9 protein-coding genes and 5 pseudogenes are annotated in these 14,954 nt (G+C 56.6%); 8 read left to right on the top strand and 6 right to left on the bottom strand.

Annotated elements, in window-relative coordinates:
• Positions 1–101 precede the first annotated feature (101 nt).
• The 4 genes from lepB to JCM13995_RS09755 all read left to right on the top strand — a co-directional run bounded on the left by lepB (position 102) and on the right by JCM13995_RS09755 (position 2,913).
• The gene (gene lepB, locus JCM13995_RS09740; RefSeq protein WP_054665127.1) at positions 102–785 is read left to right on the top strand and encodes a signal peptidase I; all 684 of its coding nucleotides are present in this window, start codon (positions 102–104) and stop codon (positions 783–785) included.
• A 145-nt stretch (positions 786–930) separates the two neighbouring features.
• Positions 931–1,800 carry an ABC transporter ATP-binding protein gene (locus tag JCM13995_RS09745; protein WP_225350835.1) on the top strand — a complete coding sequence of 290 codons (870 nt, stop codon included), beginning with the start codon at positions 931–933 and terminating at the stop codon, positions 1,798–1,800.
• Between the two features lie 2 nt (positions 1,801–1,802).
• On the top strand, positions 1,803–2,570 hold the full coding sequence (locus tag JCM13995_RS09750) for a DUF2705 family protein (protein ID WP_054665133.1): 768 nt from the start codon (positions 1,803–1,805) through the stop codon (positions 2,568–2,570).
• Between the two features lie 19 nt (positions 2,571–2,589).
• Positions 2,590–2,913: a heavy metal-binding domain-containing protein gene (locus tag JCM13995_RS09755; protein WP_054665137.1), complete on the top strand. Its 324-nt coding sequence runs from the start codon at positions 2,590–2,592 to the stop codon at positions 2,911–2,913.
• A gap of 63 nt (positions 2,914–2,976) precedes the next feature.
• On the opposite strand, the gene JCM13995_RS09760 is transcribed toward JCM13995_RS09755, so the two are convergent.
• Together JCM13995_RS09760 and JCM13995_RS09765 are read right to left on the bottom strand one after the other, a co-directional pair.
• Positions 2,977–4,485: a helix-turn-helix domain-containing protein gene (locus JCM13995_RS09760; RefSeq protein WP_054665139.1), complete on the bottom strand. Its 1,509-nt coding sequence runs from the start codon at positions 4,483–4,485 to the stop codon at positions 2,977–2,979.
• Positions 4,486–4,508: 23 nt separating this feature from the next.
• On the bottom strand, positions 4,509–4,817 hold the full coding sequence (locus JCM13995_RS09765; protein ID WP_054665143.1) for a helix-turn-helix domain-containing protein: 309 nt from the start codon (positions 4,815–4,817) through the stop codon (positions 4,509–4,511).
• Between the two features lie 248 nt (positions 4,818–5,065).
• Between JCM13995_RS09765 and JCM13995_RS09770 the strand changes: the two genes are divergently transcribed.
• The 4 genes and pseudogenes from JCM13995_RS09770 (at position 5,066) to JCM13995_RS09785 (ending at position 9,331) form a co-directional block, all read left to right on the top strand.
• A complete protein-coding gene (locus JCM13995_RS09770) occupies positions 5,066–5,416 on the top strand; it encodes a sigma-70 RNA polymerase sigma factor region 4 domain-containing protein (protein WP_054665147.1) in 351 nt (116 codons plus the stop codon).
• Positions 5,417–5,615: 199 nt separating this feature from the next.
• Entirely contained in the window at positions 5,616–6,941 is a 1,326-nt protein-coding gene (locus JCM13995_RS09775) for an MATE family efflux transporter (RefSeq protein WP_054665151.1), read from the top strand.
• 308 nt (positions 6,942–7,249) lie between these two features.
• Positions 7,250–8,598 (top strand): annotated as a pseudogene (locus JCM13995_RS09780) (ABC transporter substrate-binding protein/permease).
• Positions 8,595–9,331: pseudogene (locus JCM13995_RS09785) on the top strand (amino acid ABC transporter ATP-binding protein). Before JCM13995_RS09780 ends, JCM13995_RS09785 begins: the two co-directional pseudogenes overlap by 4 nt.
• Positions 9,332–9,539: 208 nt before the next feature.
• On the opposite strand, the pseudogene JCM13995_RS09790 reads toward JCM13995_RS09785, so the two are convergent.
• The 4 genes and pseudogenes from JCM13995_RS09790 to JCM13995_RS09800 form a co-directional block, all read right to left on the bottom strand.
• Positions 9,540–10,977: pseudogene (locus JCM13995_RS09790) on the bottom strand (glycoside hydrolase family 1 protein).
• Between the two features lie 18 nt (positions 10,978–10,995).
• Positions 10,996–12,927: pseudogene (locus JCM13995_RS09795) on the bottom strand (beta-glucoside-specific PTS transporter subunit IIABC).
• A 104-nt stretch (positions 12,928–13,031) separates the two neighbouring features.
• On the bottom strand, positions 13,032–13,322 hold the full coding sequence (locus tag JCM13995_RS17775; protein ID WP_369385695.1) for a PRD domain-containing protein: 291 nt from the start codon (positions 13,320–13,322) through the stop codon (positions 13,032–13,034).
• A pseudogene (locus JCM13995_RS09800) lies at positions 13,229–13,939 on the bottom strand (PRD domain-containing protein); the annotation flags it as partial. The gene JCM13995_RS17775 and the pseudogene JCM13995_RS09800, both read right to left, overlap by 94 nt.
• Positions 13,940–14,954 lie beyond the last annotated feature (1,015 nt).

Consider the following 14,954-nt stretch of genomic DNA (forward strand, 5'->3'; position numbering starts at 1 on the left):
GCTGCTGGTTATTTTTTTGCCAAGGCTGCGGCAAAAGAAGTCACCGACCGGACAAGACCGCCTTCAGCATGGTATAACCAAAAGGACTAGGAGGTGGGCACATGACCAGAAAAGCCGTTTCGCGGGTGTTATTTGTCTTGATGATCGTGGCCACCTTATTTAGTGTGCTCACACCACTGGAGTCCGTGCGCGGGCAGTCGATGGCGCCGACGTTGAAGTCCGGTCAGTGGCTGCTGGTCGCCAATTACCGGCTGCTGCGGCACACTGGGTTAAAACCCAAGCAAAGCGACATCGTGACGTTTGCCAACGCTGACAAAGTACCTTACTTGCCGCCGCGCCGGCAGCTGGTCAAGCGGGTGATCGGCATGCCGGGAGACTTGATCGGCATCAATCAGACTAAGGTGTACCGCAACTCACGGCCGCTGAAGGAGCCGTACGTCAAGCACCCGATGGACAACGCCAAGTACCAGTACGACGGGCGACCGGATGGCGGCCAGCCGTTCACCGATCCCAGTTATCAGCGCTCGTCGTACCTGCGCGGTGGGGAATACTTCGTGATGGGGGATAACCGGCCAAACTCCGCCGATTCACGCTGGTTTGGTCCGATCGACCGCACGCAGATCACCGGGGTCGTCCTGGCGAAGCTGCCGATCCGGCGCACGGGCCCGGCGCAAAACGCGTTGTGGGTCCTCATTCATTTTCTGCCGATGCTGTTGGTCGTGGCGTGGTTTTTGACCGCCTGCTGGCCGGATCTAAGGACGATGCTCACCCGGCCGCGCGAGTAGCGGCGGTCAGCTAACAAAATTGTTATGGGCGTAATCGTTCTTTTTCTGGCGGCGCGGGTGTATCCTACGCATAGACGGCGCGCAGGCGCGCGGGAGGAGTAAGGTATGGGAACGATTCTGACAGTTGATCATCTCGACAAGTCATTTGGCAAAAAAACAGGTGCTGCACGGGGTGGACTTTTTCGTTGAAGAAGGCCACATCGTCGCGCTTGTCGGCCCGAACGGCGCAGGGAAAAGCACGATCATGAAGGCCATTTTGGGGCTGATCCCGGTGAACGGCGGCGGGGTCGACATTAAGGGCCAGCCGGTGTCCATTACCTCGCACCAAGCGCTGCGCAACGTCGGCGCCTTGATCGAGTACCCGGGCATTTACCCGTTCATGACCGGCCGCCAGCAGCTGGCGCTTTTTGCCAATCAGCACGGCAAGGCCAAAAATGTGGAAACCATCATCGCCGCCATGGGGATGGGCAAGTACATCGACTTGCCGGCCAAAAGTTACAGCCTGGGCATGAAGCAAAAGTTGGGCATTGCGCAGGCGCTGGTCAATGACCCGAAGCTCGTGATTCTCGACGAGCCGATGAACGGGCTGGATCCGCAGGCGGTCAAGGATCTGCGGGACCTTCTGCGCAACTTGGCTGCGCGCGGCACCAGTATCCTGATCTCCAGTCACATTTTGTCCGAGCTGGAAAAGCTTGCCGATGACGTGTTGATCCTGAATCACGGCCACATCATCAAGCACTCAACGATGGACGCGCTGGAGCAGCAAGGCGGCGTCGGCTACACCATTGAGGTCAGCAACCTCGACCAGGCCAAGGCGGCCATGGCGATGGCGAACCACCCGTTTGAAACCGCGGGCAGTGCGATTATCTTGACCCAGGCCAAGGCCGGCGACCTCAACCATGCGCTTTATGCGCTGGTGCAAGGCGGCGTGGCGATCGTCTCGATTACGCAGCAGGCGCACGACCTTGAAGGGGCCTTTTTGGACATGATGCACACAGATGGCGGGGAGGCTTAGTCATGGGGACACTGATTAAACAAGAAGTGTACAAACAGTGCCACAAGCGCGGCTGGCTGATTGCCACGCTGATCATGATGCTGGGCCAGATTGGTTTTGGCATCTTAGGCAAAATGCAACCGACATGGTTCCCAGCTGGCGCGCTGGCTTCTGAGGATTATATCATGGGGGAAATCGTGATTTTCATCGCCATTGCGTCCACGGCTTCGATTGTTTCAATGGAGTACCAGTACGGCACGATGAAGCAGCTGCTGTACCGGCAGTATTATCGCAGCCAGGTGTTTGTGGCGAAGATCATCACGGTGCTTTTGCAGCTGGCGTTTTTGCAGGCGGTGGCCTGCGCGATGACCTTCATCCTGACCCTGATCTTGCATCCTGGTTACGACTGGATGGCCAAGATTGGTGGCACGACCGCCTTGCAGACTTACTTCAAGCGCGTCGGCGGGGATTTACTCGTTGACCTGTTGTTGCTGTCGGTCGTGCTGCTGCTGTCCACCCTGTTTAAAAGCAATGCCGCGGCGATCGCGACCGGCTTGGTTGGGTACTTCCTGATCACGCTTGCCGCAACGCTTCTGCTGGTGGCGATTGGCCACTGGCACTGGGTGAAGTGGAACCCGTTCACATTCCTGCTGGTCGGGGCGCAGATCCTTAATCCAAGCATGGCGCACTCAACCTACATGAGCACGGAAACCATGATCGCCGGCACCTTGGTTTACACTGTGATTTTTGGGTTTATCGCCTACCTGAGCTTCCGCAAGCGCAGCATCTAGGCGGGAAAAGGAGAATCTGATGGCTGAAATGATTGTTACCACTACCGAACACATTCCGAACCACGAGTACGAGATCATCGGCGAGGTCTTCGGCGTCACCACGCAGTCGCGCAACATGGTGTCCGACCTCGGCGCCGGGCTCAAGAGCCTGGTCGGCGGCGAGATTAAGGGATACACGAAAATGCTGTCAACGTCGCGCCAAACCGCCGTTGACCGGCTGCGGGACGAGGCGGCCGCGCAAGGCGCCGATGCCGTGGTCATGATGCGGTTTGACTCCGGTTCGATCGCCCAGGACATGCAGTCCGTGGTCGCGTATGGCACCGCGGTGAAGTTTACCGACTAAGCCTTTTACAAAATGATCAGACCAAAATAAGCGGCCTTCCCTCCCCGGAAGACCGCTTGTTGTTCATAATGCCCTAGATGCCTGCCCGACGCACGAACTACGTTGATAACTCTGGATCAGCCTGGGCAGGAAGCCTTCCGGCAGTAGCGCGTGCCAATCGTGGCCCAAGGTGGTGACGATATTGCCCTGGCCTACGCGCAGCGCGCGGTGCACAAACTGCTCGCACTTGGCTCGCCGTTTGGCCGACGGTGCGAGGGAGTAGGCGGCGAACAGGCAAGCCCCTAACATCTGCCACCCGTACGGGGTCGCGATCAGAAGCTCGCGCTTCGGGTCGTCTTCGAGCCAGGTGAACTGGGCGATAAACTCCTCAGCCTGACTCGGAAACTCGGTCACGACGCGACGCACCGCCTGGCAAAAGCCGATGCAGTAGTGAACGCCACCGATCAGCTCGGGGTGGAGCTTCATCAGGCGCCAACCCTTGTTGAAGACTAGCGCAAGCTGCGCCGGGTCCAGCCAGTTGACTAGTGCCTGGACCGAGTACATTTCCATGGCCTCCCAGTGATTGACCTGCATGAGCTGATTAAAACTCTGTGCCGCCATCTGCCGCATTTTGCCCGCGGCATCGTCTGGTTGATTCGCCGCGACCTTGAGGATGAACAGTTCCTGATCCAGGATGCGTGAGGGGATGCCTGGCAGCTGGGTGGCGAAAGTGGTGATCACCTGCTGCGGGTCCGTTTTTGCCGCTAAGGGTCGGTACTGGATCCGCCTGAAGGCCTCGTTTAAGGATAACGGTTTGGGCCCGGCCGGTGGGGTGACTCGTTCTAGGATTTGTGAGGGCAGCAGCGCTAGCGTACCGCACAGCCGCATGAGGTTGCCGAAGGACAACTGGGTTTGCCCAGTTTCAAACCGGTGCAAGGCAGCCGGGCTGACGATCGCAGCCAGATCTTTTTGCCGCATGCCCATTTCCTGACGCCGAAAGCGGATAACGTCACCAGGCGTGGCAGCTACAGTGTAGGTGAGCGGATGGTCCACCAGCGCGGGGTTGTGCTGGACTTGGCTAGCCTTGGTGCGTGCAAACATCATCGTGAACCACTGGGCGTCTGTTTCGATCCCCATGGCGTATAAGGTACTGATCAATTTTTCTACCTGGTCGGCGTTTGCCAAAGTGGGCTCCTTGATCCAGCGTGCAACCGCCACCCCGTACTGCCAGTTGGGCGCAAACTCCTGGGCCGAGGCGTAACTTTGCAGATGTGTGAAATAAGGCCGAAGCTCTGTCTGCATGGCGGCAATCATTGGCTGATCGCGGTGCATCAGCGCCCCAAGCCAAAGCATCAGTACCTCCATCTCGTGCCATTCGCCACTGACCCGTTTGGTTCGCTGCCAAAGCAGGTCAAGCAGCTCAGGGCTGGCGGGGCCGATGACCGCCTTCAGGAGCTCGAGGCCCAGAAAGTTGAAGGTTTCGGGCACTGCCAGGCGGTCGGCGACTTCCTGCTCGGCGGCCGCGCTGAGGTGATAATTCGGATCAGGCCAGTGGGTGCCCGCTTCGAGCAGGATGTGGGCCAACCGCGTCATCGCAGTGGGCTTGGGATGAGCGTCTAGGTAACTCTGCACCCGGTTTTTTTTAACTGGCCGGTGTCGTTGAGTTGGATGATTTCCTGGAGTTCCAAGGGAAAATTAGCGGTATCGCTGTTGTAGAAATCCATGAAGTCGAAGTAGCCGCTTCCGATTTGCTGAAGAACGCGAATGGCCTTGTCGGCGCTAATGTCGATCTCGCCTCGCTCAAAGCGTGACAGGGTGGCACTGGAGCCGGCACCGGTGACCTCTTCAAGCGTCAGGCCGCGCCCGGTTCTGCGGTCGCGAAAGAACTTGCCGAGCCGGTGCCCAGTGTCTGTTGGTGTGCTCATGGTTGCCCCCTCCCTTCCGGTTACCCTTTAGTATAACGCCGCGGCTAACTTGACCTTTAGCCTAATGCACGGCGGCGGTGCTGATAAGCAAATTTGTATATCTGCACATTCGGTTGTGGCCAATGCATCTAGCCTGGGAAAATTTTAGGCGTCAATTTAAAATCAGGCCGAAGTTTACTCCGGTCGGTTGGTGAACCCCTTGCCTGAATGCGCTACAATGGACACATAAGTAAACGGGAGGGATGCGCATGGCAACAGTTGAATTGAAGCGGTACACCGTTGTCAACGAGTACGGCGAATTCCTCGAGGACGATGACCTGCTGCTTTTGCCCGGCTGGACCAAGGACCTCAAGAAGACTTGGATCACCTACAGCGCGGTGGAAGCTCAGCGCGTGGCCAATCAGGCAGAAGGGACCGCTTGCGAGATCAAAATGACCCCACTTGCCCAGGAGGCCAACAAGGCCTCGCATCGCGGGGTGCCGATTTCCGTGCAGAAGCAGGTCATCACCTTGTGGCAGCAGGGGATGTCCTACCGGAAAATTGCCAGCCTGCTGAAGATCTCCAAGTCCTCGGTGGGAAACATTGTGAATAAGGATTAATCGTGAAATCGTCGGCCCAGTGCTGGCGGTTTTTATATTGCCATTTTCGATCACTTTGTGACCTCCCGCTTGACCAAGCTTTTGGTGGCGCGACCACGTTGATGCTAAGATAGAAGCAGCGTTGATTAGGCAAGTCTAAGGGCGAGCGACCGGCATCAGCGACTTTCGCGCGGACAACTGCGCGATTTGGAGGGAAAACATGGATGATTTATTTGCCCATGCGCCGGTGCCCAAAGCATACATGCACTTGGCGTTGCCGGTTGTCTTAGGAATGGTCGCCAGCATGGTTTACAACTTGGTCGACACTTTTTTTGTGGCTCAAACAGGGAATGCTGATCTGGTCGCAGGGGTCACGCTGGGGGCGCCCCTGTTCTCGTTTATGCTGGCGGTCGGTGATATTTTTGGCCTCGGCGGCTCCGCGCTGTTGTCGCGGCTGCTGGGCAACGGCAAGCGCGCGCAGGTGCGGGCGCTGTCGAGCTTTTGCCTGTACGCGGCGGTGGCGCTGTCGCTAGTCATTACGGTGCTGCTGCTGGTGTTCAAGCAGCCGATCCTGACAATGCTGGGGGCCACTGCGGCGACGCGGCAGTACGCTGGGGCGTTTTACTCCATGCTGGCAATCGGGGCGGTGTTTATCATCGTGTCGCTGGTGCCGGGGAACATCATACGCACGGAAGGCCTGGCCAAGCAGTCGATGATCGCCACACTGGCGGGCACGGCGCTGACCATCGTGCTGGATCCGATTTTTCTGTTCGGCTTGCACTGGGGTGCTAGTGGCGTCGGGTTGGCGAACGTCCTGGGTTACGCGCTGAACACAGGGCTGCTGCTGTGGTTCACGCAGACCAAGGCCCAGTACCTGAGCATTGCCCCTAAGGTCGCGAAGGCCAGCCGGGCGGCCGTGGGGTCGATCCTCGCCATTGGTATTCCCGCCAGCCTGACTAATTTCATGCAGAGCCTGGGGACGATGCTGCTAAATCAGCGCCTGTCCGCTTACGGCGCAAGCGCCGTGGCCGCCATGGGCATCGCGCAAAAAGTCTACATGATTGTCATGCTGATCATGGTCGGTTTTGCCTTTGGGGCCCAGCCGCTGATTGGCTATAACTTCGGCGCCAAGGCGCACAAACGACTGGCGGCGATCTTGCGGTTCGATTTTATCGTGGAAATCGGCTATGCGCTGGTCGCGGCGGCGGTGCTGATGCTGCTGGCCAAACCGCTGGTGGCGCTGTTTATGAACCGGCCGGCGATCGTCAGCATGGGCAGTTTGATGATGCGCGCACTCTTGATCACCACGCCGTTTATCGGCGCCATTCTGGTTTTCACTACCGTGTTTCAGTCGGTGGGCCAGGGGCTGAGTGCGCTGATCATGGCGGTTTCCCGGCAAGGGGTCGTGTTCGCGGTCGCGCTGTGGCTGCTGCCGCAGTGGCTGGGTTTTGACGGCATCGTCTGGGCCCAGGCGGCCGCGGACCTCATTACTTGCGTCATCGGCTACGGGTTGTATCACCGCAGCAAGCGGACCATGTTAGCTTAGGGAAAAAAACGAGACGTCTCGAGCATGCTCGAGGCGTTTTTTTCATTCTAATGACGTGCCAAACACTGGCATTTGATGAGAAGTGTCAGATATTTCTGAACCGATGTCAGGTTATCTGACATAATCGGTCGACACTCGTTCGGGTTTTCTGTAACCTATAACTATTAAGTTCAGAAAGAGGCGATTTGGTGTGAGACGTCATTGGGGAATCATCGGACTGGTTGTGGCCCTGGGCCTTGGCATTTTTTTCCGGGCAGGTGGCCAAACCCGAACGGGTGCAAGCGGCCGAGAAGACGTATACGATCGCCATGGATACGACGTTCCCACCCTTCGAATTCGCCGATAAGAACAACAAGCGCGTCGGCATCGACATTGACCTGATCCGCGCCATCGCGAAGGCCGAGGGCTTTAAGGTCCAGCTGAAGGCGACCTCGTTCAACGGTGCGGTTCAGGAGCTTCAGGCCAACCAGGTCGACGGTGTCATGGCGGGGATGAGCATTACCCCCGAGCGGAAAAAGGTGTTTGCCTTTTCTGATCCCTACTATCAATCCGGGGTCGTGATGGCGGTTGCCAAGAAGGGTCACATCACCAAGCTGTCACAGCTGCGTGGCAAGCGGGTCGCGGTTAAAACCGGGACCGCCTCGGCGGACTACGCCAACAGTAGCAAAAAGAAGTACGGGTTCAAGACGGTGACGTTTGACGACTCGAATAACGTGTACCAGGACGTCATCTCAGGGAACTCCGCGGCCTGCTTCGAGGATAAGCCGGTCATGCAGTACGCGATCGCCACTGGCCTCGGCCTGAAGCTAGGCAACATGAAAATGGCGATGGCTAACGACTACGGCATCGCGGTCAGCAAGTCCAACCCGGAGCTGGTCAAGAAGATCAACGCCGGCCTGAAAAAGGTGCGCAAGTCTGGCGAGTACACGAAGATCGTCGAAAAATACCTCGCAATGGGTCCCAGGCCGACACGGATAAAAAGGCCAAGGAAACCAACGACACCAGCAGCACCTTCATGGGCCTACTGAAGTCGAACTGGGGCACGCTGATGAGCGGCCTCGGCGAGACGATTCAGCTGACCGTTGTGGGCATTTTATGTGCCACGATTGTCGGCGTCCTGATTGGCCTGCTGGGCGTGGTGCCGAACAAAATCGCGCAGGGGACTGCGACGACCTTCATCTACATTTTCCGCGGCCTGCCGCTGATGGTGCTGGCGCTGTTCATTTACACCGGTGTGCCAATGGTGATCGGGACCAAGATCCCCGCGTTCGTCGCCGGAATCGTCACGCTGACGCTGAACGAAGGTGCGTACACCGCTGCCTTTGTCAAAGGCGGGATCAATTCGGTCGACGTCGGCCAAATGGAAGCTGCCCGCAGTCTGGGCTTGCCGTGGGGCAAGGCGATGCGGCGCGTCATTTTGCCGCAAGGCCTGCGGATCATGGTGCCAAGCTTCATTAACCAGTTCATCATTACCCTGAAGGACACCTCGATTCTGTCGATCCTGGGTCTGATGGAGCTGACCCAGACTGGGAAAATCATCATCGCCCGCAACATGGAGGGCTTTAAGATCTGGACGATGGTGGCGCTGATTTACCTGATCATCATCACCCTGCTGACGTGGCTGTCGAATTGGGTGCAAAGGAGGGTCCACGCATGACCACACGGATCGAAATGAAGAATGTTGTCAAAAAATACGGCACCAACACCGTGGTGCGCGGTGTTAACCTGAAGGTCGAAGACGGCGAGGTCGTTGCCATGATTGGCCCGTCTGGTGCCGGCAAATCGACCGTGCTGCGCATGATGAACGGCTTGGAAACCACGACCTCAGGTGAGATCCTGATCGATGGGACCGATATTGCGAAACCACATGTCGACATCGACAAGGTCCGTGCCAAGATCGGGATGGTGTTCCAGCATTTTAACCTGTTCCCCAACATGTCCGTGTTAGGAAACGTGACGCTGGCGCCGACCGAGCTCGGCATGATGACCAAGGACGAGGCTGACAAGGAGGGCCGCCGCATGCTCGACAGCGTCGGGCTGGCTGACAAGTCGATGCCATGCCCAGCACCCTGTCCGGCGGCCAAAAGCAACGGGTCGCCATTGCGCGAGCTTTGACCATGCATCCGGATATGATGCTGTTTGACGAGCCGACTTCGGCCCTTGATCCCGAAATGGTCGGTGACGTGCTGGGCGTCATGCGCAAGCTGGCCAAGCAGGGCATGACCATGGTCGTCGTGACCCACGAAATGGGGTTCGCCAAGGAAGTTGCCGACCGGGTCGTCTTCTTTGAAGGCGGCGAGATCCAGGAATCCGGCACGCCGGATCAGGTCTTTGAGCACCCCAAGAACGAGCGGCTGCAGAGCTTCCTGCAGAAGGTACTGGAAGCCTGACACTGATAATAGACAAGCTGAGCGTCTCACTTCATTGAGGCGCTTTTATTGTGGCAAGAAAACAGCTGGTCGATTGCTTTTCCCGGGAAATATACTCAGCCGAACCAACGATGGCGCCTTGTGATCATCAATTCGGTCGACAAAACCCATCCAGTTAATTTGCTGACTGGATGGGTTCGTTTTCGATTTAAATAGGGGAACTGAATGATTACAGGCGCTCACCATTTGAGGCGATGACCTGCTTGTACCAACCGAACGACGCCTTCTTGTAGCGTTTGCCTGAGCCGTTACCCTGATCATCAAGGTCGACGTAGATGAATCCGTAACGCTTGCTCATCTGGCCGGTCGAGGCGGAGACCAAATCGATGCAGCCCCATGGCGTGTAGCCCATGACGTCGACGCCGTCTGCCAAGGCGCCTTGGATCGCCTGGATGTGCGCGCGCAGGTAGTTGATGCGGTAGTCGTCTTGCACAAAGTGGTTGGCGTCCGGCACGTCCTTGGCCCCCAAGCCGTTTTCAACCACGAAGACGGGCTTTTGGTAGCGGTCCGACAGCTCGTTCAGCGCGATGCGCAGGCCGGTTGGATCGATCTGCCAGCCCCAGTCCGACGCTTCAGGAACGGGTTGCGGACGCCGCCGACCAGGTTGCCATTGGCGGTTTCCAGAGACTTGTCAGTGACGTTGACCGCCGTTGACATGTAGTAGGAAAAACCGATGTAGTCGACCGGGTTAGCTTGAGGGTGGCGAGGTCCTCGGCGGTGACGTCAAGGTCCTTGAAGCTGAAGCCGTAGCGGTTCATCACGGACTCGGTGTAAGCCGGGTAGGTGCCACGCACCTGCACGTCGCCGCAGAAGTGGTTGAACGCCTGATTCTCCTTCAGCGCTGCGAGTTGGTTCTCCGGGTTGGCATCATAGGCGTAAGTCGTCGCGTACAGGAGCATGCAGCCGATTTGCAGGTCGGGACGCAGGCTGTGCGCAATTTTGACCGCCCGAGCGCCGGCGACGAACTGGTTGTGCCAAGCTTGGTAGATGTTTTGCATCTTGTCGGCACCGTTACTTTTGACCAGGCCCTGGCCCATGACCGGGAAGTGCAGCGCCGAGTTGATCTCGTTGAACGTCATCCAGTACTTCACGCGGGCAGCGTAGCGGTTCAGGATCACCCGCGCGTAGGTTTCGTAAAAGTCGATCAGCTGGCGGTTCTTCCAGCCGCCGTACTTGGTGACCAGATTCAGCGGCATTTCGTAGTGGCTGATGGTGATGACGGGCTTAATGTTGTACTTGAGGCACTCGTCGATCACGCGGTCGTAAAACTTAAGGCCGGCCTCGTTAGGGCGTGTATCGTCGCCGTTAGGGAAGATGCGGCTCCAGGCCACCGAGAAGCGGTAGCACTTAAAGCCCATTTCGGCGAATAGCTTGATGTCGCCTTGGTAGTGATGGTAAAAGTCGATGCCAGAATGGTTCGGGTACCGGTACTTGGTCTCGTCGATCGACCAGTCGAAGTCCGGCTGGTTGGCGATTTTAAAGCGGTCCGGACCGCCGGGCAAGGCGTCGGCAATGGACAAGCCCTTGCCATCGCCATTGTACGCGCCTTCCAGCTGGTTGGCGGCAGTGGCGCCGCCCCACAGGAAATTTTTAGGAAAAGCTGACATGCGAGTCGCTCCTTTCGCTTAAACCACGTAGAACAGTGGATCGTCATTGGTGACCTGGGTCTTGTCACTCGGCTGGATTTCCACGAAGTCCTTGGTGTTGGTGACCACGACCGGGGTGGTCGTGTCGTAGCCGGCCTTCTTAATGGCGTCGAGGTCGGCATCCATCAGCAGGTCGCCTTTCTTCACGCGCTGGTTGGCTTCAACATGCGCGGTGTAATACTTACCCTTGAGCTCAACGGTATCTAGGCCAATGTGGATCAGGACTTCGATCCCGGTATCACTCTTCAGGCCAATGGCGTGCTTAGTCGGAAAGACGGTTTCGATCACGCCGTCAAATGGCGCGTAGAAGTGGTTGTCTTCGGGAATAACTGCGGCGCCATCGCCGAGCATTTTCTGGGCGAAGGTCGCATCATTGACACTTTCCATGGTGATCAGTTCACCCTTGACGGGGCTGAAGACCTTTTTGGTGGTTTTGGCACCGCTGGCAACCGTCGAGCTGGTTTGCTCAACCGTGGCCGTTGCGCTGGCGCTAGCACCGGCGGCTGCTGGTGCCACCGTCTTGCTCGCAGATGGGTCTGGGTCGTCTTTGAAGCCGAAGACCATGGTCAGGATAAAGGTCAGGACAATGGAAATGACGGCGACAAAGACGGCGTTGATAATGTTGCTGAAATACTTGGCGTTGACGAACTGCGGCAGAGACAGCAGGGAAGGAATCGCAAACGCGAAGGACTTCAGGTGCACAATGCCCATGTACAGGCCGGAAACGGCGCCGGAAATCATGACGGCGTACAGCGGCTTCTTATACTTGAGCGAAACCCCGTACAAAGCGGGCTCGGTGACGCCGGCCAGAAACGCGGAAATGGAAGCGGCAGAGGCGACCTGACGGGTGTTCTTGTTCTTGGTCTTGATGGCAACAGCCAGACTGGCCGCGCCTTGGGCCAGGTTGGCGGCAACATGGCAGGCAGAATCAGGCTATCAGGCGTTGCGACCGAGGCAGCCAGGAAAATGGGTGCAAAGGCCCAGTGCATCCCGGTCATGACGATCAGCGGCATGAAGGCGGCCATCAGTGGCATGGCGAGCCAGGACGCGTGCTTGTTGATGAAGAGCACGATCCAGGAAAGGAGATCGCCGGCCCAGGTGCTGATTGGCCGATGACGACCAGCCCGATCACGCCGACAATGAAGATCTCAAGCAGCGGTTTCAAAATACTCTTGAGGCTGGCTGGCAGATACTTTTCCAGGAACATCTCAAGGTACTTCATGAACCAGACGATCAGCAGGATCGGAATGACCGAGCTGGAGTAGCTGGCCAATGTGACCGGCAGACCCATCAAATGAACAGCTTGCCCAGATTGACCAACTTGATGAAGTTCGGGTGAATCAGGATGGCGCCAGCGATGACGGCCATCATCTGGTTGACCTTGAAGTACTTGGAAGCGGTGATCGCCAGTTCAATCGGCAGGAAGTAGAACGGCGCGTCGCCGAAGACGCTGAGGATCGTGTAGGTCTGACCGGTGGCACTCATCCAGTGCAGGGTCGTCAAGAGAATCAGGACGACCTTGATCATGCCGCCGCCGATCAGCGCAGGGATCAAAGGCGACATGCAGGACGAAATAAAGTTGGTGAAGCGGTCGAACAAGTTGCCGGACTTCTCGGCCGGTGCGGCAGTCGCCGTGGCACTGGCGTCGCTGTTTTCGTCCGTAGGGAAGTTGCCCAACTTAACGACGGCGGCGTAGTAATCAGACACGGCATTGCCGATGATCACTTGGTACTGGCCGTTTTGGTGGTTGATCCCCATGACACCGGGGATCTGTTTCATTTTGGCATCGTCGACCTTGCTTTCGTCCTTGAGGCGAAAACGCAGCCGGGTGACGCAGTGCGTGAGGTAGTTAATGTTGCCCTCGCCGCCAACGCCTTCGTAAATCTGCTTGGCAGAATCTTGAACACTCATACTGACATCTCCTTGAATAATTTCGGTAAAAAAAGACCCAGCTCGCCATTGCAATGGTGAACTGGGTCATGCTCACAATGTGATAACACCCCAGAAAACGCGGATTATAGGTTTTTGACCAACCGGCTGATGTGCACGGTCAGGAAAAGCAGTTCAGAACTGGTGATTTGAAAATGGTACGTCTTGGCGATGTACGCCTCGATTTGCTTAGTGCACGCGTAAGGCCGCGGGTAGCGCGCTTGATCGTCGCCAGCATGTCGCCGTCTTCTTCGTCGTAGTGCTTGCCTTGCAGCACGCGCTGGGCGAAGAACTTCAGGTGGGTGATGAAGCGGTAGTAGTTCAGCGACTGCTCGTCGAACTCGGTGTGAAAATAGTCCTTCACGATGCCTTCGCACGCCTTGACGATTTTGGTCGTCTCGTACGCGAGGTCCTGTTCGACGCCGCCTTCGCTTTCCGCGTTGACGAAGTGGATCGCGACAAACGCGTCTTCGTCTTCGCCTAAGTTGACGTGTTCCGCCTGGTTGACGACCTCAACGGCTTTTTGCCCAACGGCGAACTCGTCCGGGTAGAACCGGGCGATGTCCCACTTCAACGCGTTGGTCAGGAAGACTCCCTGCCGGGCGCGCTTGACGGCCATGTCGAGGTGATCGGTCAAGTTCACGTAAATGATGTCGTTGAGCTTTCGGCCCAGCTTGATCTTGGCGAAGTTGATGATCCGCTCGGCGGCATCGATGATGCTCATGGGGACGTCGATGACCAGGTCGGTGAACTTGCTGAGGGCGTCTTTGTCCTTGAGCAGGAATGTCTTTTCGACCTTGGCCAGCGGCACTTCCTCGCCGGGCTTGCGACCAAAGCCGAGGCCCGACCCCATGACCAGCACGGCGAGCCCGTCGTGGTTGGTGGCAATGGCGGTATTGTTGTTCAACACGCGTTTGAAAATCACCAGCGGTCCCTCCTTTAGATGAAAAAAAAGACTCACCCATACCAAAGACACCTGGTGTGGATAAGTCATGCTCGATTGCTCGATAACACCTTATCTGACGTTTTCTGATGAGTGGCGGTGCGGCTTGCCGAAGCAATCACCTCGCGCCAACAGTTTATCAGTGTAGTCATCTTTGACACCGCTGTCAAGAACGGTCTACGCCAATCTTTCCGGCAGAGGGGGGACTCGTAGACCAGCTTTCAGTGACCCGTCAAGGAAGCGGGCTTAATGGCCGGGGCTGGAGAGGAGATGGTACGGCCCAAGCCATATCGGGTGCCCGATTCAAGGCACAAAAGACGGATAATAGCGGTAAAGCGTTTTTATAGAACCAATTATGCTTTCTTTAAAACGATTCACAGACCTGGGCGGATGCTTAAAGAGACTTGTGGGGGAGACCAGGGGCTAACTATTAGGAAATAAATTCATAGTAATTAAGACAAACCGAATGGTGATGATTAGGCAACAATTTAGCTGATTGCCTCGCTGCCGGCAGGATTGATTTTCAGCTTCCAGCATTGCTCTTTAACGTCCGATTGGCGCGGATGCGAGCGGAATAAACCAATCACTCGTGAATGCCCTCGTGTATTTTCCTTAAGTCGACGCCGCCTATAGAGACCGCAAGCCGAAGGATGGGTTGTCAGCCACGGCCTGCGAAATCATGTAAAAATAATTGGATTGAACGAACCTCTTCATGAGGGGGGCCATGACTTTATAGTTAGCTTTAGCCTACGCTTGGTGACGATTCGGACGACATGAGTTGCGGTCCGGGACACGTGTACAAGGTGAAAAAGAGTGGTTTGAGAGTTGATTCGCTTGATAACAATATTCTATAAACATATTCACTATTATTTATGATTGAAAACAATACCCCATTATTCTATAATATTTTCTATGAAAGTCTTTGGGGGAAGTCTTTTCGGGTGGTGCGTTTGTTTGCTTGCGGCCAAGTATAGGGTCTTCTTCCAACTCGTGAGGGTTGTTTTTTTATGCGATCAATGCGGAAGGAGGAGCCAATGAGTGAACGGAAGCCAAAGCGAAATACCAT

The organism is Lacticaseibacillus camelliae DSM 22697 = JCM 13995 (assembly GCF_001311195.1).
GTDB classification, from domain to species: Bacteria; Bacillota; Bacilli; order Lactobacillales; family Lactobacillaceae; genus Lacticaseibacillus; species Lacticaseibacillus camelliae.

Coding starts and splice junctions, on each gene's coding strand:
- lepB (WP_054665127.1), top strand. CDS start 102: ATGACCAGAAAAGCCGTTTCGCGGGTGTTATTTGTCTTGATGATCGTG.
- JCM13995_RS09750 (WP_054665133.1), top strand. CDS start 1,803: ATGGGGACACTGATTAAACAAGAAGTGTACAAACAGTGCCACAAGCGC.
- JCM13995_RS09755 (WP_054665137.1), top strand. CDS start 2,590: ATGGCTGAAATGATTGTTACCACTACCGAACACATTCCGAACCACGAG.
- JCM13995_RS09760 (WP_054665139.1), bottom strand. CDS start 4,485: ATGACGCGGTTGGCCCACATCCTGCTCGAAGCGGGCACCCACTGGCCT.
- JCM13995_RS09765 (WP_054665143.1), bottom strand. CDS start 4,817: ATGAGCACACCAACAGACACTGGGCACCGGCTCGGCAAGTTCTTTCGC.
- JCM13995_RS09770 (WP_054665147.1), top strand. CDS start 5,066: ATGGCAACAGTTGAATTGAAGCGGTACACCGTTGTCAACGAGTACGGC.
- JCM13995_RS09775 (WP_054665151.1), top strand. CDS start 5,616: ATGGATGATTTATTTGCCCATGCGCCGGTGCCCAAAGCATACATGCAC.